Origin of the sequence: Streptomyces sp. NPDC051315, assembly GCF_044455165.1 — a bacterium.
GTDB lineage: Bacteria > Actinomycetota > Actinomycetes > Streptomycetales > Streptomycetaceae > Streptomyces.
In genome coordinates this window covers 179,505-200,138 of record NZ_JBITEN010000012.1, presented here as the reverse complement: position 1 = coordinate 200,138, position 20,634 = coordinate 179,505, and the positions used below count along the sequence as shown (strand labels likewise).

Below are 20,634 nucleotides of genomic sequence, written 5' to 3'. Positions count from 1 at the left end.
CTAGCGGGCCTCCTCGTGCACGTACTGCTGGGGGTGGTGATGCGCGGTGGCGCTCACGGCAGGGCCTTGCGGGCCGTCGCGAAGCGCGGGCGGTTGTTGAGGTCGGGGTGGTCGGCCGCGTCGGCCCAGCCCCGCTCCTCGGTGAAGATCCACGGCACCTGGCCGCCCTGGGTGTCGGCGTGCTCGATCACGACGACGCCGCCGGGGCGCAGGAGCCGGTGTGCGGTGCGTTCCAGACCGCGGATGAGGTCGAGGCCGTCCTCGCCGGAGAACAGGGCCATGTCGGGGTCGTAGTCCCGCGCCTCGGGGGCGACGTACTCCCACTCGGTGAGCGGGATGTACGGCGGGTTGGAGATGACCAGGTCGACCTGGCCGTCGAGGTCCGGGAAGGCGGTCAGGGCGTCGCCCTGGCGCAGGTCGACCCTGGACCCCTCCACGTTCTTGCGGGTCCACACCAGGGCGTCCTCGGACAGCTCCACGGCGTGCACGCGGGAGCGCGGGACCTCCTGGGCGAGGGCGAGCGCGATGGCGCCGGAGCCGGTGCACAGGTCGACGATGCAGGGCTCGACGACGTCCATGGCGCGTACGGCGTCTATGGCCCAGCCGACCACGGACTCGGTCTCGGGCCGCGGCACGAAGACGCCGGGGCCGACCTGGAGCTCCAGGTAGCGGAAGTAGGCCCGTCCGGTGATGTGCTGGAGCGGCTCGCGCTGCTCGCGCCGGGCGATGACCTCCCAGTACCGGGCGTCGAAGTCGGAGTCCTTCACGGAGTGGAGCGCGCCGCGCTTCACTCCGTGCACGAACGCGGCGAGCTCCTCCGCGTCGGTGCGCGGCGAGGGCACGCCGGCGTCGGCCAGCCGCTGGGTGGCCTGAGCTACCTCAGCGAGCAGCAGGCTGCGAGGGCTTGGGGGTCGCCCCCCAAAGGATTGCTGCACGCGTGTCCTCCGTGTCGTACTCGTCCGTGCGTACTGCCTTACGCCGCTGGTCCGTGGGTACTGTCTTACGCCGCGGCCAGCTTCGCCGCCGAGTCCGCGTCGACGCAGGCCTGGATCACCGCGTCGAGTTCGCCGTCCAGGACCTGGTCCAGGTTGTAGGCCTTGAAGCCGACGCGGTGGTCCGAGATGCGGTTCTCCGGGAAGTTGTAGGTGCGGATCTTCTCGGAGCGGTCGACGGTGCGGACCTGGCTGCGGCGGGCGTCGGCGGCCTCCCTCTCCGCCTCCTCCTGCGCCATGGCGAGCAGCCTGGAGCGCAGGATACGCAGTGCCTGCTCCTTGTTCTGCAGCTGGCTCTTCTCGTTCTGGCAGGAGGCGACGACCCCGGTGGGCAGGTGCGTGATGCGCACGGCGGAGTCGGTGGTGTTGACGGACTGCCCGCCGGGGCCGGAGGAGCGGTACACGTCGATGCGCAGGTCGTTCGGGTTGATCTCGACGTCGACCTCCTCGGCCTCGGGCGTGACGAGGACGCCGGCCGCGGAGGTGTGGATACGGCCCTGGGACTCCGTCGCCGGGACGCGCTGGACGCGGTGCACACCGCCCTCGTACTTCAGCCGGGCCCAGACGCCCTGACCGGGCTCGATCTGCCCGCGGGCCTTCACCGCGACCTGGACGTCCTTGTAGCCGCCCAGCTCGGACTCGGTGGCGTCGATGATCTCGGTCTTCCAGCCGACGCGCTCGGCGTAGCGCAGGTACATGCGCAGCAGGTCGCCCGCGAACAGCGCGGACTCGTCACCACCGGCGCCCGCCTTGATCTCCAGGATGACGTCCTTGTCGTCACTCGGGTCACGCGGGACGAGCAGCAGGCGCAGCTTCTCGGTCAGCTCCTCGCGCTGCTTCTCCAGGTCCTTGACCTCGGCGGCGAAGTCCGGGTCGTCGGCGCCGAGTTCACGCGCGGTCTCGATGTCGTCGCCGGTCTGCTTCCAGGAGCGGTACGTGGCGACGATCGGGGTGAGCTCGGCGTACCGCTTGTTCAGCTTGCGCGCGTTGGCCTGGTCGGCGTGGACCGACGGGTCGGCGAGCTTCTTCTCCAGGTCGGCGTGCTCACCGATGAGTTCCTCGACGGCCTCGAACATCTCTGGCTCCTGTGCTGCGTACGGAAGGGAAGGCGGACGACCAAAAACGCCGGTCCCGGCGCGCCCGGGCGGGGCGCGACCGTGGACCGGCGAAATGGGGCTCGCTACTTCTTGGAGCCGGCGGCCTTGCCGAAGCGGGCCTCGAAGCGGGCCACACGGCCACCGGTGTCGAGGATCTTCTGCTTGCCCGTGTAGAACGGGTGGCACTCGGAGCAGACGTCGGCGCGGATGGTGCCGGCCTCGATCGTGCTACGGGTGGTGAACGACGCGCCGCAGGTGCAGCTGACCTGCGTCTCGACGTACGCGGGGTGGATGTCGCGCTTCAAGGTGTCTCCTAGGTTTCGGGAGGGCGCCGGGTCGCAGCCGCGGGATGCGGAGGCGTGAACCGGAGCCGACGTACCAGTCTGCCAGGACTGGCGCCATCCCCCAAAACCGGGGGGTGGGCGGAACTATTCCCGGAGGCCCCGGGGGGCGCGGGGGTCCCGGGGGCGCGGGGGTCCCGGGGGCGCGGGGGTCCCGGGGGCGCGGGGGTCCCGGGGGCGCGGGGGTCCCGGGGGCGCGGCGGGGGCGCGGGACGAGTGACGCGCCGCGCCGACGGCGTGGACGGGCAGCGGGCCGCCCGCGTGGGCCGAGGACGGGCCGGTGCCCGGACCGCTGTTCCCTAGGACGGGGTCACGACCCCCGCCGCCTCGCCCGTCGCGTTGCCCTCCGTGGCCGTCTTCGGGATGGGCCGGTCGTTCCTGAGGGCCGTCCAGACCTGCTCGGCCTTCTTCTTCTGCACGAGGACGCGGTTGGGGTCGGCCGGGTCGTACTGGACCGGCAGGGTGACCATGGTCAGGTCGGACGCGCCGATGCTCTTGAGGCCGTTGGCGAAGGACATCAGGGAGTTCAGGGAGCCGAGGCCGGAGTCGGTGGTGACGGCCTTGGTGGCGGTGTCGGCGAGGTCGTACAGCTTGGTGCCGCCGGTGAACAGGCCGACCTTCCTGACCTGCTCGACCAGCGCCTTGACGAAGGCCTGCTGGAGCTGGATGCGGCCGAGGTCGGAGCCGTCGCCGACGCCGTGCCGGGTGCGGACCAGGGCGAGGGCCTGCTCGCCGTCGAGCGTGTGCGTGCCGGCCGCGAGGTCGAGGTGGCTGTCGGGGTCCTTGATGGCCTTGGTGGTGGTGACCTCGACCCCGCCCAGCTCGTCGATGAGCTTCTGGAAGCCGGAGAAGTCCACCTCCAGGTAGTGGTCCATGCGCACGCCGGTGATCGACTCGACGGTCTTCACCGCGCAGGACGCGCCGCCCGTGGTGTACGCCGAGTTGAACATCACGTCGGTCGCGGCGTCGTGGGTGACGCCCTGGGTGTCGGTGCACGCGGGGCGGTCGATGAGGGTGTCGCGCGGGATGGAGACGACGCTGGCCCTCTTGTGGCCCTCGTACACGTGGACGATCATCGCCGTGTCGGAGCGGGCGGTGCCGTCGTCGGTTCCGCCGCCGAGCTTCTTGTTGGCGCCCGAGCGGGTGTCCGAGCCGAGGACCAGGATGTTCTCCGAGCCGTTGTCGGCCTTCGTGGGCCGGTCGGTGCCCAGGGCCTGGTCGATGTCGACGCTCTTGATGTTGCCGTTGAGCCTGAAGTAGACGTAGCCGGCCCCGGTGCCGCCGAGGACGACGATGCCCGCCGCGGTCCACGCCCCGATCAGCAGCCTCTTGTTCCTGCTGCGCGGCTTGCGGCGGCGGCTCGTCGCGCGGGGGCGCGGACCGTCGCCGGTGTGCTGATCCCTTGGGCCGGCCTCTCCCGGTATGCCGGGCTCCGGCGTGCTCTCGGCGGACATGTGCTCCTCGCGTCTCGTCGCTCGCTCGGTTACCCCCTGTTGTCAGGGTCAGGCCTGGTCGATCCCCCGGATCCCTCGGATCGCCCCTTTCGCACCATCGTCGCTCCGCCCCGTCAGACGGCGAAAGTCGGGAGGGTGGCACAACGGACTGTGCCCGGCCCGTGGAGGGCCGGGCACAGTCAGTGACCGGACGATCGGGGGCGTACCCCGCTCACCAGCGTCTTCAGCCGAAGATGTCGTACTGCTTGAACGACGTCCCGAGCGAGACGCGTGTGGCGAAGATCGCGGTACTGGCCTTGCCGGTGCCCTTGTAGAGGTAGAGCGTTCCGCCGGGGGTCCGGGCCAGGAAGTCGGCGATGCCGTCCCCGTTGACGTCACCGACGGCGTCGAAGGCGTTGTACGTGGTCGCGCTCCAGGTCGCCACCTTGATCCGGGCGCCGAACGCGGCCGTGCCCGCCGTGCCGGTGCCCGGGTACAGGTACACCGCGCCGGTGCTGGAGTTGCGGGCGAGCAGGTCGGTCTTCCCGTCGCCGGTGAAGTCGCCGTGGCCGCGCACGAAGTTGTACTGGTTCCAGCCGCTGCCGACCTTCACGGGCGCGGCGAAGGCGCCGTTGCCCTTGCCCGGGTAGATCCACAGGATGCCGGTGGAGTCGACGGCGAGCATGTCGGGCAGGTAGTCGCCGGTGACGTCACCGGGGGTGACGATCGCCCGGCGGGTCTTCCAGTTGTCGCCGATCAGCTTGGTGGCCCAGCTCTCGCTGGACGGCACGAGGTGCTTCCAGAAGACGTCACCGTCGGAGGCGCGGCGCAGCATCAGGTCCTGGTAGCCGTCCCGGTCGAGGTCGGTCTGCAGGACGATGTTGTAGCCGCTCCAGGTGCCCCAGGACTGGCGGGCGGCCAGCGAGGTGCCCTTGGAGTCGATCTCGTAGCCGGTCTTGTCGGCCGCGTTGCGCACCCACAGGTCGGCCAGGTGGTCACCGTTGAGGTTGGTGTCGTCGACGCGCGGGTAGACCGGGCCGACGTACGTGGAGATCTTGCTGAAGACGCTGTACGCGCCGCTCTCGACGCAGTCCTTCACACCCCAGGAGACGACGCCGACGATCCGGTTGTTGACCACGAGCGGGCCGCCGGAGTCGCCGTTGCAGGCGGTGGTGGTCCCGGTGTCGCTGCCGGTGGCGGGCGTGCCCGCGCAGATCATGTGGCCCTTGACGTAGTCGGCGCCGTAGTAGTTCGAGCAGGTGGTGTTGGACTGGATCGGCAGCTCGGCCGTCTTCAGCGTGTCCGAGATGTCCTGCGTGGTCGAACTGGTACGGCCCCAGCCGTAGACCGTGGCCTTGGTACCGGCCACGTAGGACGTGGTGTCCAGGTTCGTGGTCATCCGGATCGGCGTGGCCCTGACCGGGTTCGGCAGCGTCAGGACGGCGATGTCGTTGTCGATCGTCGTCGCGTTGTACGACCAGTGGTTCCACTGACGCCAGACGCGCATGGCGGTGCCGCCGTGCAGGTCCCCGTCCTCGCCCATCAGCTGCGAGGTCCCGGTGACGACCCAGCCGTTGGCCTTCCAGTCGTAGCCCTTGACGCAGTGCGCGGCGGTGAGGATCTTCGTCGGGGCGACGACCGCGCCGCCGCAGAAGAAGCCGATGTCGTCGCTGGTGCTGGCGGTCCCCCGTTTGTCGGCGTACCAGAGCTGGGCCATCCACGGCGCGGCGGTGATGCTCGTCGTGGTGCCACCGATGATCTTCGGGTCGATGGTGGTGGCACTGCTGCTCGCGCTCAGGGACTCCTTGGAGCTCTGCCCCGGCGTGTCGTCGCCGCCGACGGCGATGGGGGCGCGCTTCTGGAGTTCCTCGGAGGTCAGCGGTGTGCTGCGGGTGACCGACGGCGGCGCCTCGGACGCCTGCGCGGTCGACATGAACAGCGCGCCGGCGACGGCGGCGGCCACACCGGCCGCGGCGACGGGCAGGGCGATCCGTATCCGGCGTCTGTGCCGGCCGCTTCCGGACGTGGGTGTACCCACTCAAGTCCCCCCTCGGGATCTGGTGTTGGTGAGGTGCGCGGTCGGGAAGCCGACCGAAGGGCGAGATCGTACCTCGCCCGCGAGCAGCGGAAAGGGCCGCCCCCGCGAAGGGGCGGCCCTTTCGGAAGACTGCCGTCAGTCGCCGTTGCCGGGCGTCGGGGTCGTCTTCTGGATCTGCATCAGGAACTCGACGTTCGACTTCGTCTGCTTCATCTTGTCGAGCAGCAGCTCGATCGCCTGCTGCTGGTCGAGCGCGTGCAGCACACGCCGCAGCTTCCAGACGATGTTGAGCTCCTCGGCGCCGAGCAGGATCTCTTCCTTACGGGTACCGGACGCGTCCACGTCCACCGCCGGGAAGATGCGCTTGTCGGCGAGCTTCCGGTCGAGCTTGAGCTCCATGTTGCCGGTGCCCTTGAACTCCTCGAAGATCACCTCGTCCATGCGGGAGCCGGTGTCCACGAGGGCCGTCGCCAGGATGGTGAGCGAGCCGCCGTCCTCGATGTTGCGCGCCGCGCCGAAGAAGCGCTTCGGCGGGTACAGCGCGGTCGAGTCGACACCACCGGACAGGATGCGGCCGGAGGCGGGCGCGGCCAGGTTGTACGCACGGCCCAGACGCGTGATCGAGTCGAGCAGTACGACGACGTCGTGGCCCAGCTCCACCAGACGCTTGGCGCGCTCGATGGCGAGCTCGGCGACCGTGGTGTGGTCCTCGGCCGGACGGTCGAAGGTCGAGGAGATGACCTCGCCCTTGACCGACCGCTGCATGTCGGTGACCTCTTCCGGACGCTCGTCGACCAGGACGACCATCAGGTGGCACTCGGGGTTGTTGTGGGTGATCGCGTTGGCGATCGCCTGCATGATCATGGTCTTGCCGGTCTTCGGCGGGGCCACGATCAGACCGCGCTGGCCCTTACCGATCGGCGACACGAGGTCGATGATCCGGGTGGTGAGGACGCCGGGGTCCGTCTCCAGGCGGAGGCGGTCCTGCGGGTACAGCGGGGTGAGCTTGTTGAACTCCGGGCGGCCACGGCCGTGTTCGGGCGCCATGCCGTTGACGGAGTCCAGGCGCACCAGCGCGTTGAACTTCTCGCGCCGCTCGCCTTCCTTGGGCTGACGCACGGCACCGGTGATGTGGTCGCCCTTGCGCAGGCCGTTCTTGCGGACCTGGGCGAGGGAGACGTACACGTCGTTCGGACCCGGGAGGTAGCCCGACGTGCGGATGAAGGCGTAGTTGTCGAGGATGTCCAGGATGCCCGCGACGGGGATCAGGACGTCGTCCTCGGCGATCTGCGGCTCGGGCGCGATCTCGTCGCGGCCACGACGGCCACGGCGGTCGCGGTAGCGGCCGCGACGGCCTCGGCGGCCGCCCTCGAAGTCGTCGTCGTCCTGCGGGCCGACGTTACGGTCCTGGCGGCCGCCGCCCTGCTGCTGGTTCTGCTGCTGGCGCTGGCCGCCCTGGCCCTGCTGGTCGTCGCCCTTGCCGCGGCGGTCGCGGTCACGGCCGCGCTCACGGCGGTCGCGGCGGCGGCCCTCGCCACCGTCGGCGTCGGCCTTGGCCTCGCCCTGCGGCTGCGCGGGCTGCTCGGGGGCCGCGGTCTCGGCCTTGGGGGCGCTCTTCGCCTCGGCCGTGACGGTCTCGGGGCTGCCCGCCTCGGCGGTGGCGCGGCGGCGACGGCGCTCGGTGGGGGCGTCGTTGCCCCCGGCCGGCTGGCCGGGGATCTCGATCTGCTGCTGGGCCACGGCCTTCTCGGCGGGGGCCTCGGCCGGGGCGGCGTCCGCCTTCTTCTCGGCGGCCTCGCCGGTGCGCGCCTTGGAGGTGGCACGGCGCTTCGGCTTGGTCTCGGTGGGGGCTTCGGCCTTCGCGGCCGGGGCGCCGCCTGAAGCCTGCGCCTCCTTGATGACCTCGATCAGCTGGCTCTTGCGCATACGCGCGGTGCCCCTGATGCCGAGGCCGGATGCGACCTGCTGCAGCTCGGCCAGCACCATGCCCTCGAGGCCGGTACCGCGGCGCCGCCGGGAGCCGGCACCGGTGGCAGGCGCGGAGGCGTCCGTGGCGGGCGCGGCAGCGGTCTCCTCGACACGTGCGCCCATCAGATCGGTGGTGTCGCTCACGAAGGGTCCTTCCCTGGAGCGGACGTCGGCCTGTCTGGCTCGGCGACCGGTTGTGCTGTCCGACTTCGGTCCTTGCTGTGGCGAAGCCGGGGCGGTGGTCCGCCAAAGCGGCGGAAGAGATATCTGGTGATTGGCGCTTCCTCGACGAGCCGTGGCACCCAGTGTCACGTGGCGTGGTCGCACCGATTCCGGAGCGTGCCCGGCAGACCGCTCAGCGTCGCTGTACGGCGTACTGCCCAGATACGACGTACGGAGCGCAGTGCGGCTTGGGGAGCTCCCGGAAGAATGTCTGCCCCGGACGGGGACACGAAGCACCTCGCCATGGTGGGGTCGGGTGCAGACTTGAGATTAACACTACCGGATCCAACAAACATTCCCCCTCTCGAAATCCGGCGACCGTCGCGTCTTTCAGAGGTCGCCGGAGGGCGCGAGCGGCAGCACGCTCGCTCCTTGCAGGTCCAGGGCCAGCCGGTTCGCTGCCCAGTCCGCGCCGGCCAGGGCCTCCACCTTGTCGGCCGTGCCCGCGTCGGCCAGCGCCATCACGGTGGGTCCGGCGCCGGAGATCACGGCGGGGATCCCGTCGGCGCGCAGCCGCTCCACCAGTGCGGCGCTCTCCGGCATGGCCGGCGCGCGGTACTCCTGGTGGAGGCGGTCCTCGGTGGCGGGCAGCAGCAGCTCGGGGCGCCTGGTCAGGGCCTCGACGAGCAAGGCGGCACGGCCCGCGTTGGCGGCGGCGTCGACATGCGGCACGGTGCGCGGGAGCAGACCGCGCGCGGTCTCGGTCAGGACCGGCTTTCCGGGCACGAAAACCACCGGAACGATGGAATCGGAGGGCTCCATCCTGATCGCCCGCGCGGCGCCCGCCTCCATCCAGGAGAGGGTGAAGCCGCCGAGCAGACAGGCCGCGACATTGTCGGGGTGGCCCTCGATCTCGGTCGCGAGCTCGAGCAGGGCGGTGTCGTCGAGCTTGCTCTCGCCGCCTATGGTCACGGCGCGGGCGGCGACGATGCCGGCGCAGATGGCGGCGGAGGAGGAGCCGAGGCCGCGGCCGTGCGGGATGCGGTTGGCGCAGACGATCTCCAGGCCGCGCGGCTGGCCGCCCAGGACGTCGAAGGCGGTGCGCAGGGAGCGGACGAGCAGGTGCCTCTCGTCACGGGGCAGCGTCTCGCTGCCCTCACCCGCGATGTCGATGTGCAGCCCGGAGTCGGCCACCCGGACGACGACGTCGTCGTACAGCCCCAGCGCGAGGCCCAGGGCGTCGAAGCCCGGACCGAGGTTGGCGCTGGTGGCGGGGACGCGCACCCGGACGGCGGCGGCGCGGAACGCTGGACCGGCCATCGCTCGTTGACTCTCCTTGAGCTGCGTGATGGTCGAATGACATTCGATGACGTACGAAGACCCACGGGCCGCGGAGGACGGCGCGGCCCCGTTGCCGGCCGCGCGATATGCGAAGGCATATGCGGTAGGCGGGTTCGGTACAGCCTATCGAAGGAAGGTTCTGTGGCGACATAGGGCGCACAGGAGGCGCACGATGCGTGTCGTAGGCCCCCTGTGCACCCCCGAGGGGGTTACCCCTGACCGCACCCGGCCGGGGTGCGGCCGGGCTCGGCCGGACGTCGTCAGGCGAGGCCGAGGCGGGCGGCCGCGGTCACCGCGTCGACGGGGACGGTGACCGGCTGCGGAGCGCCGGCGACGGCCCAGTCGGGGTCCTTCAGACCGTTGCCGGTGACGGTGCACACGATCCTCTGCCCCGGGTCGACCCTGCCCTGCTCGGCGGCCTTGAGCAGACCGGCCACGGACGCGGCGGACGCGGGCTCCACGAACACGCCCTCCTGTGCGGCCAACAGCCGGTAGGCGCGCAGGATCTCACGGTCCGTCACCTCGTCGATGAGGCCGCCGGACTCGTCCCGCGCCGCCAGCGCGTACTGCCAGGAGGCGGGGTTGCCGATCCGGATCGCGGTGGCGATGGTCGACGGGTCCTTGACCACCTCGCCGCGCACGATGGGGGCGCTGCCGGACGCCTGGAAGCCCCACATCCGGGGGGTCTTCGCGGCGACGCCGTCGGCGGCGTACTCCTTGTACCCCTTCCAGTACGCGGTGATGTTGCCCGCGTTGCCGACCGGCAGGACGTGGATGTCGGGGGCGTCCCCGAGCATGTCCACGATCTCGAACGCGGCCGTCTTCTGACCCTCGATACGTACCGGATTGACCGAATTGACCAGGGCCACCGGGTAGTTGTCGCTCAGGGCCCGGGCCAGGGTGAGACAGTCGTCGAAGTTGCCGTCGACCTGGAGGATCTTCGCGCCGTGGACGAGGGCCTGCCCCATCTTGCCGAGCGCGATCTTGCCCTGCGGGACGAGGACGGCCGACACCATGCCCGCGCGCACCGCGTACGCGGCGGCGGAGGCGGACGTGTTGCCCGTGGAGGCGCAGATGACCGCCTTCGCGCCCTCCTCCTTGGCCCGCGTGATGGCCATGGTCATGCCGCGGTCCTTGAAGGACCCGGTGGGGTTGGCGCCCTCGACCTTGAGATGGACCTCGCAGCCGGTGCGCTCGGAGAGCACCTGCGCGGGCACGAGAGGCGTGCCGCCCTCACGGAGCGTCACGACCGGCGTGCTGTCGGATACCGGCAGCCGGTCCCGGTACTCCTCGATGATTCCGCGCCACTGGTGGGTCATTGCTGGTTACTCTCCTTCAACCCGCATGATGCTGGCGACACCCCGCACGGTGTCGAGCTTGCGCAGCGCCTCGACGGTCCCGCTCAGCGAGGCGTCGGACGCGCGGTGGGTGACGACGACGAGGGAGGCCTCGCCGTCCTTGCCCTGCTGGCGAACCGTATCGATCGACACGCCGTGCTCGGCGAACACGGTCGCGACCTGGGCGAGAACGCCCGGTTTGTCCGCGACGTCGAGGCTGATGTGGTAGCGGGTGACCACATCACCCATCGGTGACACGGGCAGGGCGGCGTACGCCGACTCGCCGGGCCCCGTTGCCCCGCTGAGCCGGTTGCGGCACACGGCGACGAGGTCGCCGAGGACGGCGGAGGCGGTGGGAGCACCGCCGGCGCCGGGACCGTAGAACATGAGCTGCCCGGCGGCGTCCGACTCCACGAACACGGCGTTGTACGCGCCGCGCACGGAGGCGAGCGGGTGGGTCAGCGGAATCATGGCCGGGTGCACACGCGCGGTGACGGATCCTCCGTCCGCGGCCCGCTCGCAGATGGCGAGCAGTTTGATGGTGCAGCCCATCTCCTTGGCGGAGGCGAAGTCGGCCGCGGTGACCTCGGTCATGCCCTCGCGGTAGACGTCGTCGAGGCGCACGCGCGTGTGGAAGGCGATCCCGGCGAGGATGGCGGCCTTGGCGGCGGCGTCGAAGCCCTCGACGTCGGCGGTCGGGTCGGCCTCCGCGTACCCCAGGGCGGTGGCCTCGTCGAGGGCCTCCTGGTACCCGGCCCCGGTGGAGTCCATCTTGTCGAGGATGAAGTTGGTCGTGCCGTTGACGATGCCCATCACCCGGTTGATCTTGTCGCCGGCGAGGGACTCGCGCAGCGGCCGGATCAACGGGATGGCGCCGGCGACGGCGGCCTCGTAGTAGAGGTCCTCGCCGTGTTCGTCGGCGACGGCGTGCAGAGCGGCGCCGTCCTGGGCGAGCAGCGCCTTGTTGGCGGAGACGACGGAGGCGCCGTACTCGAAGGCGGTGGTGATGAGGGTGCGGGCGGGCTCGATACCGCCGATGACCTCGACCACGACGTCGATGTCGCCGCGTTTGACGAGGGCGGTGGCGTCGGTGGTGACCAGGGCCGGATCGATGCCCTCACGCACCCTGGAGGGCCGCCGGACGGCGACGCCCGCCAGTTCCACCGGCGCCCCGATCCTGGCGGCGAGGTCGTCGGCGTGCGTCGTCATGATGCGCGCCACCTCTGAGCCGACCACTCCACAGCCCAGCAGCGCCACCTTCAGCGGACGCGTACGCATCATCCGACCTCGTTTCCTCATACCGTCTACGGTTGGACCAGTCTCACTCACCGAACCGCAGTTTCTATCCCCGGTCCGGATCGTGAGACGTCTATTTCATTTTCGCAAGGGCGGAAGACAGGAGATCTTCCGCCTCGCCTTTCGGGGGTTTCCCGGACTTCCTGAGGATGCATTCAGGGAGTTCCCGGAGTTTCCCCGGAGTTCCTCATCCGACGTCGAGTCGCAGGAGGTCCTCCTCCGTCTCGCGCCGGACGATGACCCGCGCCTCGCCGTCGCGCACGGCGACGACGGGCGGACGCAGGACGTGGTTGTAGTTGCTGGCCATCGACCGGCAGTACGCGCCCGTGGCCGGTACGGCGATCAGGTCACCCGGTGCCAGGTCGGAGGGGAGGAAGGCGTCCTTCACCACGATGTCACCACTCTCACAGTGCTTGCCGACCACCCGGGCCAGCATCGGCTCGGCGTCGGAGGCGCGGGAGACGAGGGCGACGCTGTACTCGGCGTCGTACAGCGCGGTGCGGATGTTGTCCGACATGCCGCCGTCGACGGAGACGTACGTGCGCAGTCCGTCGAGGGGCTTGATGGTGCCGACCTCGTAGAGGGTGAAGGCGGTCGGTCCCACGATGGCCCGCCCGGGCTCGACGGAGATCCGGGGGGTGCGCAGCCGGGCGGCCTCGCACTCCCGCGTGACGATCTCGGTGAGCGCCTTGGCGATCTCGTGCGGCTCGCGCGGGTCGTCGTCGCTCGTGTACGCGATCCCGAGCCCGCCGCCGAGGTCGATCTCGGGCAGCTCGACCCCGTGCTCGTCGCGGATGTCCTTGAGGAGTCCCACGACCCGGTGGGCGGCGACCTCGAAGCCGGACATGTCGAAGATCTGCGACCCGATGTGGCTGTGGATGCCGATCAGCTCGAGTCCGTCCAGCTGCAGCGCCCGCCGGACGGCCTCGGCGGCCTGCCCGCCGGCCAGCGGAATGCCGAACTTCTGGTCCTCGTGGGCGGTGGCGATGAACTCGTGGGTGTGGGCTTCCACACCCACGGTGATGCGGATCTGTACGCGCTGCCGCTTTCCGAGGGACTGCGCGATGTGGGCGACGCGGACGATCTCCTGGAAGGAGTCGAGGACGATCCGGCCGACGCCGGCGCGGATCGCCCGCTCGATCTCCTCCACGGACTTGTTGTTGCCGTGGAAGGCGATGCGGTCGGCGGGCATACCGGCGGAGAGCGCGGTGGCGAGCTCACCCCCCGAGCAGACGTCGAGGTTGAGCCCTTCCTCGTGCAGCCAGCGGACGACGGCGCGGGAGAGGAAGGCCTTGCCCGCGTAGAAGACGTCGGCGTCGGTACCGAACGCGGTACGCCAGGCCCGGGCCCGCTCCCGGAAGTCGGTCTCGTCGAGGACGTACGCGGGCGTGCCGTGCTGTTCGGCGAGGGTCTTCACGTCGATCCCGCCGACGGTGACGACCCCGTCCGGAGTACGGCTGACGGTCTGCGCCCACACCTTGGGGTCGAGGGCGTTGAGGTCGGCGGGCGGGGCGGAGTAGTGCCCCTCGGGAAGGACGTCGGCGTGACGGGGCCCGGCGGGGTGTGCGGAACGGCTCATCTTGGGCGTGCTCTCTCAGAGGTGATCGGGTGCGTCGATGCCGAGCAGGTTCAGGCCGCCGGCCAGCACCGTCCCGGCGGCTTCGGCGAGCGCGAGCCGGGCGCGGTGGGCGGCCGAGGGTTTCTCCTCGCCGCGGGGCAGGACGGTGGGAAGCAGGACGAGGGTGGCGTCCGCGAGGGCGATGAGGTGCCGGGTGAGGCGGGAGGGGGCCGCGATGCCGTCCGGGTGCGGGACCGCGGCGACGGTGCCGAGGATGCGGGGGTGGTCGGCGAGGAGCGTGACGAGCGCGGACGCGGCCTCGCGGGTGTCCGGCCCGTCCACGTCGCCGGGCCGGGCGCTGAAGCCCAGGTCGGCGGCGTTACGGCCGATGGCGCGGGTGCGGGCGTGGGCGTAACGGACGCGAAAGAGGGGGTTGCCCTCGCGCTGGACCAGGTGGTCGGCGGTGACGCGGGGCCGGTCGTGGGGGGCGGGGTGGAGCAGCGCCCACCGGGCGGCGTCGAGCCCGAGCGGAGCGGGGTCCTCCGGTGCCGGGACCGGCCGCAGGTTGACGGGCTCACGGTGCTCGACCTCGACGCGCCCACCCTGCGATCCGACAATCCGCGCGAGCGCGTCGGCGAGCACCTCGGCGCGGACGTCGTAGGGAACGCGCAGCGCGAAGACCTGTCCGGCGAGGGCGGTCCCGTGCCCGTAGCGGGTGCCCTCCTCGAGGATCCGCTCGACGAGGGCGGCGGAGGCGGCGGCCCGGTCGAGACTGATGTTGAGGAACCCGGGCCCGGTGATCTCGACACCGGTGACACCGACCGCACGGGCGAGATGCGGTCGCAGCACCTCGGCGACCAGCAGCGGGGGCCGGCCCGCGGGCCGGGCGAGCTGCAGGGCGATGTTGGTGGCGTAGTCACCACACCCTCCGGGCCCCGGCGGACCGACGACCACCCGCGACGGCACGTCCACCGTGAGCTCCCCGGCATCGACAGCACGCCGTACCGCATGCAGCACGGTGCGCGAGAGCTCGACGGGGGTCACGGGACAAGCGTAGGGGAGGAGGGGGGTGGGTATGCGAGCCGGTTTGGGGAGGGTCCGGGATGTGGACGGGAGTGCGGTGGTGTGAGATGGGTGCGGGTGGTGCGAGATGGGTGCCTGACCCGCTCCTTACCGTTCCCTTTCCCCTCCGCTCGCTTCCCTTCCCTTCCCTACTCGACCACCGGCCCGTTCCCTGTCCCCGCGGCGACACCCTGCCCGGGGCCGAGCGCGGACCCGAGGTCCAGCCCGAGGGGACCTCGCGTATGGCCTGCGCCACTTACGGTCCTGCCGTCCACTCCCCCGCCGCTCTTGGGGGCGACCTCCCCGTCCCCCCGCTTCCCCTCCAGCAGCTGCCGGACGAGGCTCACGAGCTCGGCGGGTTCGAAGGGCTTGGGGAGGAATGCGTCGACGCCCACTTCGAGGCCGGCCTCGACCTCGAAGGGCGTACAGGCGCTGATGATCGCGAGGGGAAGATCACGGGTGAGGGGGTCGGCACGGAGCCGCGCGGCCGTCCGGAGCCCGTCCAACCGGGGCATGACGACATCGAGGGTCACAAGATCGGGCCGCACCTGGTGAACGACATCCAGACACTCGGCACCATCGCACGCGGTCACGACCTCGAGGCCCTCCAGCTCGAGGTTGACCCTGATCAGCTGCCGGATGACCTTGTTGTCGTCCACAACAAGGACCCGGCCCGACGCGCCTGGCACAACTCGAGAGTAGGTCCGCACCGGCCACCGCGTCCGGGTTTTCCCCACTTCCACCCCGTGCGGGCGACGCCCACCCCCGCCGACCCCCTGAAACCCGTTCATGAACACCCCGAGGGAGCTGGTAGTGTTCTACCCGTCGCCGCGAGCGAGAAGCTCCGCCCGACACGCCCCCGTAGCTCAGGGGATAGAGCAACGGCCTCCGGAGCCGTGTGCGCAGGTTCGAATCCTGCCGGGGGCACCTCGAAGAAGGTGCCTAAAGACCCCGCCACCAGCGCAAACGCTGAGGACGGGGTCTTCGCGTATGTGCAGGCGGATGCCGCCCGGAGCGGCCGTATGTCGAGGTCTGTGGACGAGGCGTGGACGGGATCTTGGGGCATCGCCGCAGGTGAGGTCCGGGAAAGAGCGAGGACCCGCACCGCGGCCAGATGGCCCAGCCCCAACGATGGTCATGCCTTGGAGGCCACCCACAGCTCTCGCGAGGAGGCTGTCACCCCACCGGGCCACACAGCTCAAGCCTGGCGCCAGGCCTGGCGGTGGCGAGCGACGCTGTACACCTGCTCGACCTGCTCGGGAGTCAGCACCCCTGAGAGCGGCGCCAGTGCCGCTACCTGACGCTCCTGATACACGCGCACACTGAGCTGTGTGGCGACCACCTTCAGATCGATGACGCCGACGAAGACCAGCACCGGCTCCACCGGTACGGGAAAGCCGCAGTAGTGCTCAAGCACTCGGGCCACTCGCTTGGCCTCCGCCCGGCTCTTGCGTGCGTAGGGCGCCGGCTTTCCGTGGTCGACCTTCACGGAATCGTCGCCGACCCATACGGCCCTTTTGTGGTGGTGCTTTGTGTTGATGCTGAACACCCCGCCGGGCCCGATCAACAAGTGATCGACATCCACCTTGTTGGCCAGGGGGATGGAGTGCAGGACACGCCAACCGTGGCGCGCTAAGCGGTTCAGCTCGGCCCCCACTCTCTTCTCCCCCGCCAGCCCCTTCCGCCAGGAGTCCCAGTCCGTGGGACGCCGCAGGAGCTGTGAGACGACCCGTTCAATCAGACCTACGCCGGACTTATCGAGCAGGTCGCGGAGGGACTCACCAGGACGGTTGGCAGACAGGTCGTCGGTCGGCGTCAAAGGCGGCAGCATCGGGCGGGTTTCAGCCTCAGGTGCCCCCTGTGGCAGGACCGGCTCGGGGTTGTCCCGTAAGTGGTGTGTCAGCACGCCGATCACGTCGTCGCGATACACAGCGACCAGGACGGTGATATCCCCCGTCCTCACGTCCGCCCAGCCGACCGCAGTGCCATCGGGCAGATCCGCGTACAAACGATCATGCCCGTACCGCTTCCAGCGCGTGACCTTCAGCTCCACGAGCCCCCCTCGTCCGCTCTCAACTCGAAGCATCGCAGCAGGTAGGGCTCAGAACGAGAGAGGCCCCGGACAATGTGCCGGGGCCTCGCACGTCAACTCACTCATCACACTTGGATCTCGCGAACCAGGGTGTCGTCTCCCCCGTAGAGCTCCAGGGAGAAGCTCAAACCGAGGCGATGGAGTACGCCGCCGAGCTCGTCAAAACGCTGAGGGTTTACCACTCCGTTCAGCAGAATGTCCGGACCCTCGATCGGCTCGACCTCCAACCGGCACCAACTGTTTTCGACCTCGAAGCCGTGCCAGGAAGACGACCTCGAACTCCACCCCTTCCGCACGAAGTGTCGGGTCACCGCAGAGGCGTCCCGGCAACCGCGCAGGACACCGCATACGTTGTTACCGGCCTCCACCCACTCAGGATCGAGCTTTTGACCATCGTCGGATATGTCCACGCCGGAAGTATGAGGCCCAGGTTCCGTGCGATCACTCGTATTCACGCAACAGGTCCTCGATACGCCGGTTGGCGACGTCCTGCCGGCCGTCGAGGCACTTCGCGTAGCGGGTCAGCAGGACCTCAACGCTGTTGCCGGCGCGCTCGGCGACCTCGGTGGGATCTACTCCGGCATTGAGCCACGTCGACAGCGCCGAGTGGCGGAGGTCGTACGGCCGACTCGCGAGCGGCGAGGCTGCGACGGCCGGCGGGAGCGCGAGGAGCCGGGCTTCCTGCCACACGCGGTAGTAGGTCGAGGAGGGGACGACCGAGCCTTTCTCGCTGAAGAAGAGCCGTCCGTCGTCCGCCGTACCGAAGGTCGCCAGATGCTCGCGGAGCACGGCGACGAGGTGAGGCGGGATCGGCACCCGCCTCACGTCCTCGGTCGGTCGGTTCTTCAGCCCGCGGTCGTCGTGGGTCTCCCCCGAGTCGGTCCACTGCTTGCCGACCGACGGGCGGGTCCGGTGGAGCAGCGCCGAGCCCCAGCCCTGTTTGGGGAGGGCCAGGTCCGTCTCGACAAGACCGACCGCTTCCGCCGGCCGGAGACCGCCGAAGTACATGGCGGCGAACAGGCCCACGAGGCGACGGCCGCGGGCACGCCGGTATCCGCCCACATAGGAGACGGCCGCCAAGAGGTTGCGAGCCTGCTCAGGGTTGGCGACGACGCGCGGGTCCACCTGGTTGGACACCTTCGGTTTCTGCCAGCGGACCGCCGTGATGGGGTTCTCCCGCAGTTCCCCCGATCGACCGCATAGTTCGCGGCATTGACGAGCGTCCGACGCTTACGCCGCACGGTTTCCGCCGCGGCTGCCGTGCCGTCGAGCTTGAGCTTCAGTGAGTCGAGAACCGCGCGGGCCGTGGCGGGCTCAGCGAGATCGGCGAGCGGTCGAGAGGCTTTGGACACCCAGTGGAGAACGTTCCGCACGTCGTCCGGGACTTCCCGATCGTCAGGCCCCGGCAAGACGAAGGCCCAGTTACGAAGTGCCTTACGGAGCGCCTCATCGGACGGACGTCCGGCGCGGTCGTCGAGGAGTTCCACCGTCACGCTGGTAAGTGATTCGTTGATGCCGTCCCGTGTGTTGGGTGCGGCATGGGGCCACTTCATGGCGAGGTACCTGAGAGCGAAGGCGTACCACGACACGGCCGACTTCTTCTCTTCCATCGAGGCCGGAAGGCCCGACTCCGTGTCGAACTCCTCGCCGTCGCGCATCGCCCGCATCAGCTTCGTGCGGTAGTGGTCGGCGAGCGCCTTGGTGCGGAAGGACTCCGAGAAGACATTGCCTGCCACGGACCAGCGGACACCGTACGAGGGCGTTTTGGTGTCCCGCTTACGGACGCCCCAGACCTTCACGTCGAGAGACTTCACGCCGCCGCCTCCAGCTGTCGCAGCCACGTGGCGAAGTCGCTTCGCCAGATTCGGAGCTCTCCATTGGGGAGCTTGAACGCCTCAGGCCCCAGCCCCAGCTCCCGCCAGCGGTAGAAGGTTTGTCGAGAGACACCGCCCAGTTCGTCGAGCACCTGGCGGACAGTCATCAGCTCGTCGTGACGGTGGTCCATGTCGGTTCTCCTTCCGTTCCGAGGGCGGGTTCGAGGGATTCGGCGAGCCAGGCTTCGGCGTCGGTGAGACCGGTTCCGGCGTAGACCCAGTGCGCGAGGACGAGGGTTGTGTCCGGGTCGGTCGCGGCCGCTGCCAGGGCCTGTGCACGGCGCCATTCGGCGCGGGCGTCGCGGAGGGCGCCGAGGGTGGTGGAGTAGCGGCGGGACTTGGTGGAGAAGTGGCCGCGGAAGCCGAGCATGTGGGCCCAGGCCCGCAGGCGGAGGTGTTCCAGGTCCTTACGGGCGCCGAGGGCCCAGGCGGTGCGGATGAGTCGGCGGGCGTGGTCGCTAATGTCGAGCTGGGCGAGTTCGGCGAGGAATTTCAGCGGCCGGTCCAGAGCTCCCGTGGCGGTCTCGGCGCCCTTGGTGGCGTACTTAGCGATGTAGGCGGCGACGGCCCGTTCGGTCAGCTCCTGGTCGCCGTCGAAGTCGGCCGAGCGGATGGTGCGGACGTCGAGCTGTCGGCCGAAGGCGAAGGCATGGGCGCGACCGTCGATGACCGGGCCGTCCACGCGGGCGGCGGCAGCGGCGGCCCGGATGGCGTCGGTCAGCAGCTCGGCGGTGGCCCAGGCGGGAGGCGGGGTGTCGCCGCCCTTGGGGCCATCGATGCGGATGACGGCGTGGAAGTGGACGGCCCCGCGCTTCTGGTACTCGGCGACCTTGGCGAAGGACACCCGGGCGTACTCGCGGAAGGCCCGTTGCGCAAGCCCGGCGCGCTTGGCGACCTCACGGCGCAGGTAGATGGAGAAGCGCCGCCACAGCGGACCGGCGTGCGCGTTCCAGAGCACGGCCGCTTCGTAGTCGTAGGTGTCCGGGTCGAGCGGGGTGCCGAGTGCGGAGTCGTCCTGGTCGTGGAGTGTGCCGCAGCGGCAGCGGCGGACCGAGCCGGCCGGGCCGGTCGGGCGGTTGTGGACTGGGCCGAAGCTGGGCGCGGTGAAGGTGGCGAAGACGCGCGGGTGGGCGGCGACGCGTTCGGGGACGCCCTTGCCGCCGCGCAGTCCGGAGGTGATCAGGTGGAAGGTGTCGCGGCGGTACACCTCGGCACAGGCCGCACAGCGGGTCGTGCGGCGGTTGTTGCAGCGGACCAGGAGGTGACCGGCCGGGAGGCTGGAGGAGTCGAGGTGGTGGAGGACGCCACCGATCTCGCCGGTGCGGGTGTCGACGGCGTACTCGGTGCGGTGGCCGTCGAGGCGGATTGGGTGCGTGCAGCCGCCGAGGCCGGCGAGCTGGCGCAGGAGTGCGGGCATGGTGCCGAGGGCAGCCAGCCAGTTCGCCGAGTTCGCGGAGCGGAGGCGGAGTGGCGCGAGTGATGATGGCTTTCTCCTTCTGGTTCGGCTGGAGGGAGACGGCCCCCGGGGCGGCGGATGCTTGGCGGTATCGAGGCCGCCCCGGGGGTCCGGTGCGTCAGCGGCGGTGCTGGTCGCGCAGCAGCGAGCGCAGGACCACGGCGGCGACGGCCACGGAGACGGCCGTGACGGCGACGGCGGCCAGGAGCGCGGTCAGCACGACGCCGCCGACGAGGACGGCCGCGACCGCTCCGGTGCTGACGGAGATCTGAGGAGCCGGCCGCCGAGCCGGCACTTGATCGGCCACGGTGTGCGGGTGCGCGAGCGGCGGCGTCGGGCTGTCGGGGTACTTGGGCAGGAACACGGCGAGGTTCTCCTTATCTACTCGTCTAGTCATGTGAGCCGTTGACGATGCCCACGCCGGAGCGCGTGCCGGATTCGATGACGGGGGCCAGGAAGGTGTCCGAGAGCCAGAAGCCGAAAAGGGCGATCAGAACGACGATCAACGTGCGGACGCCGAGGAACTTGACCGCTCCCCAGGCGAAGAGGCCGAGGAGGACGACGAGCGGCAGACTGACGGTCACGGT

At 70.3% G+C, this 20,634-nt stretch carries 18 protein-coding genes, 1 tRNA gene and 1 pseudogene; 1 reads left to right on the top strand and 19 read right to left on the bottom strand.

Translation table 11 applies throughout. The annotated features are described in order from the left end of the window. Positions 1 to 53: 53 nt before the first annotated feature. The 12 genes from prmC to ACIBBD_RS23620 all read right to left on the bottom strand — a co-directional run bounded on the left by prmC (position 54) and on the right by ACIBBD_RS23620 (position 15,284). Complete coding sequence (prmC, locus tag ACIBBD_RS23675; protein ID WP_399421553.1) at positions 54 to 893, bottom strand: peptide chain release factor N(5)-glutamine methyltransferase; 840 nt, start codon at positions 891 to 893, stop codon at positions 54 to 56. Positions 894 to 1,000: 107 nt separating this feature from the next. Continuing rightward, the gene (gene prfA, locus ACIBBD_RS23670) at positions 1,001 to 2,068 is read right to left on the bottom strand and encodes a peptide chain release factor 1 (RefSeq protein WP_399421471.1); all 1,068 of its coding nucleotides are present in this window, start codon (positions 2,066 to 2,068) and stop codon (positions 1,001 to 1,003) included. A gap of 104 nt (positions 2,069 to 2,172) precedes the next feature. Further along, entirely contained in the window at positions 2,173 to 2,394 is a 222-nt protein-coding gene (rpmE, locus tag ACIBBD_RS23665; RefSeq protein ID WP_189942647.1) for a 50S ribosomal protein L31, read from the bottom strand. Between the two features lie 335 nt (positions 2,395 to 2,729). Beyond that, on the bottom strand, positions 2,730 to 3,884 hold the full coding sequence (locus ACIBBD_RS23660; RefSeq protein ID WP_399421470.1) for an LCP family protein: 1,155 nt from the start codon (positions 3,882 to 3,884) through the stop codon (positions 2,730 to 2,732). A 223-nt stretch (positions 3,885 to 4,107) separates the two neighbouring features. Continuing rightward, positions 4,108 to 5,901: a trypsin-like serine protease gene (locus tag ACIBBD_RS23655; RefSeq protein WP_399421468.1), complete on the bottom strand. Its 1,794-nt coding sequence runs from the start codon at positions 5,899 to 5,901 to the stop codon at positions 4,108 to 4,110. 135 nt (positions 5,902 to 6,036) lie between these two features. Further along, positions 6,037 to 8,013 carry a transcription termination factor Rho gene (rho, locus tag ACIBBD_RS23650; protein ID WP_399421467.1) on the bottom strand — a complete coding sequence of 659 codons (1,977 nt, stop codon included), beginning with the start codon at positions 8,011 to 8,013 and terminating at the stop codon, positions 6,037 to 6,039. 408 nt (positions 8,014 to 8,421) lie between these two features. After that, positions 8,422 to 9,351: a homoserine kinase gene (gene thrB, locus ACIBBD_RS23645; protein ID WP_399421466.1), complete on the bottom strand. Its 930-nt coding sequence runs from the start codon at positions 9,349 to 9,351 to the stop codon at positions 8,422 to 8,424. Positions 9,352 to 9,632: 281 nt separating this feature from the next. Continuing rightward, positions 9,633 to 10,691 carry a threonine synthase gene (thrC, locus tag ACIBBD_RS23640; protein ID WP_399421465.1) on the bottom strand — a complete coding sequence of 353 codons (1,059 nt, stop codon included), beginning with the start codon at positions 10,689 to 10,691 and terminating at the stop codon, positions 9,633 to 9,635. A 6-nt stretch (positions 10,692 to 10,697) separates the two neighbouring features. Beyond that, the gene (locus ACIBBD_RS23635) at positions 10,698 to 11,990 is read right to left on the bottom strand and encodes a homoserine dehydrogenase (protein WP_399421464.1); all 1,293 of its coding nucleotides are present in this window, start codon (positions 11,988 to 11,990) and stop codon (positions 10,698 to 10,700) included. A 202-nt stretch (positions 11,991 to 12,192) separates the two neighbouring features. Continuing rightward, on the bottom strand, positions 12,193 to 13,584 hold the full coding sequence (gene lysA / locus ACIBBD_RS23630) for a diaminopimelate decarboxylase (RefSeq protein ID WP_399421463.1): 1,392 nt from the start codon (positions 13,582 to 13,584) through the stop codon (positions 12,193 to 12,195). 15 nt (positions 13,585 to 13,599) lie between these two features. Then, positions 13,600 to 14,607, bottom strand: a complete 1,008-nt coding sequence (gene nrtL, locus ACIBBD_RS23625) for an ArgS-related anticodon-binding protein NrtL (RefSeq protein ID WP_399421462.1) — start codon at positions 14,605 to 14,607, stop codon at positions 13,600 to 13,602. Positions 14,608 to 14,774: 167 nt separating this feature from the next. Further along, entirely contained in the window at positions 14,775 to 15,284 is a 510-nt protein-coding gene (locus ACIBBD_RS23620) for a response regulator (protein ID WP_399421552.1), read from the bottom strand. 196 nt (positions 15,285 to 15,480) lie between these two features. Here ACIBBD_RS23620 and ACIBBD_RS23615 point away from each other — a divergent pair. After that, positions 15,481 to 15,552, top strand: a tRNA-Arg gene (locus ACIBBD_RS23615). Between the two features lie 271 nt (positions 15,553 to 15,823). On the opposite strand, the gene ACIBBD_RS23610 is transcribed toward ACIBBD_RS23615, so the two are convergent. From ACIBBD_RS23610 to ACIBBD_RS23580, 7 genes and pseudogenes are all read right to left on the bottom strand, one after another. Beyond that, entirely contained in the window at positions 15,824 to 16,711 is an 888-nt protein-coding gene (locus ACIBBD_RS23610) for a nuclease-related domain-containing protein (protein WP_399421461.1), read from the bottom strand. A gap of 71 nt (positions 16,712 to 16,782) precedes the next feature. Next, complete coding sequence (locus tag ACIBBD_RS23605) at positions 16,783 to 17,127, bottom strand: hypothetical protein (RefSeq protein ID WP_399421460.1); 345 nt, start codon at positions 17,125 to 17,127, stop codon at positions 16,783 to 16,785. Between the two features lie 31 nt (positions 17,128 to 17,158). Beyond that, positions 17,159 to 18,531, bottom strand: a pseudogene (locus ACIBBD_RS23600) (tyrosine-type recombinase/integrase). Next, positions 18,528 to 18,722, bottom strand: a complete 195-nt coding sequence (locus ACIBBD_RS23595; protein WP_399421458.1) for a helix-turn-helix transcriptional regulator — start codon at positions 18,720 to 18,722, stop codon at positions 18,528 to 18,530. Before ACIBBD_RS23595 ends, ACIBBD_RS23600 begins: the two are co-directional and overlap by 4 nt. Further along, a complete protein-coding gene (locus ACIBBD_RS23590) occupies positions 18,698 to 20,008 on the bottom strand; it encodes a replication initiator (RefSeq protein WP_399421457.1) in 1,311 nt (436 codons plus the stop codon). The genes ACIBBD_RS23595 and ACIBBD_RS23590 overlap by 25 nt, the downstream gene beginning before the upstream one ends. A 157-nt stretch (positions 20,009 to 20,165) precedes the next feature. Then, positions 20,166 to 20,411, bottom strand: coding sequence for a SpdD protein (locus ACIBBD_RS23585; protein WP_399421551.1), 246 nt, complete (start codon positions 20,409 to 20,411; stop codon positions 20,166 to 20,168). Positions 20,412 to 20,436: 25 nt separating this feature from the next. Next, on the bottom strand, positions 20,437 to 20,631 hold the full coding sequence (locus tag ACIBBD_RS23580) for a hypothetical protein (protein ID WP_399421456.1): 195 nt from the start codon (positions 20,629 to 20,631) through the stop codon (positions 20,437 to 20,439). Between the last annotated feature and the right edge of the window lie 3 nt (positions 20,632 to 20,634).

What these genes read in the sequence shown, in the direction of transcription:
- ACIBBD_RS23610 (WP_399421461.1), bottom strand. Translation starts at nt 16,711, where the DNA reads ATGCTTCGAGTTGAGAGCGGACGAGGGGGGCTCGTGGAGCTGAAGGTC.
- lysA (WP_399421463.1), bottom strand. Translation starts at nt 13,584, where the DNA reads ATGAGCCGTTCCGCACACCCCGCCGGGCCCCGTCACGCCGACGTCCTT.
- thrC (WP_399421465.1), bottom strand. Translation starts at nt 10,691, where the DNA reads ATGACCCACCAGTGGCGCGGAATCATCGAGGAGTACCGGGACCGGCTG.
- ACIBBD_RS23590 (WP_399421457.1), bottom strand. Translation starts at nt 20,008, where the DNA reads ATGCCCGCACTCCTGCGCCAGCTCGCCGGCCTCGGCGGCTGCACGCAC.
- ACIBBD_RS23635 (WP_399421464.1), bottom strand. Translation starts at nt 11,990, where the DNA reads ATGATGCGTACGCGTCCGCTGAAGGTGGCGCTGCTGGGCTGTGGAGTG.
- ACIBBD_RS23660 (WP_399421470.1), bottom strand. Translation starts at nt 3,884, where the DNA reads ATGTCCGCCGAGAGCACGCCGGAGCCCGGCATACCGGGAGAGGCCGGC.
- ACIBBD_RS23595 (WP_399421458.1), bottom strand. Translation starts at nt 18,722, where the DNA reads ATGGACCACCGTCACGACGAGCTGATGACTGTCCGCCAGGTGCTCGAC.
- prfA (WP_399421471.1), bottom strand. Translation starts at nt 2,068, where the DNA reads ATGTTCGAGGCCGTCGAGGAACTCATCGGTGAGCACGCCGACCTGGAG.
- thrB (WP_399421466.1), bottom strand. Translation starts at nt 9,351, where the DNA reads ATGGCCGGTCCAGCGTTCCGCGCCGCCGCCGTCCGGGTGCGCGTCCCC.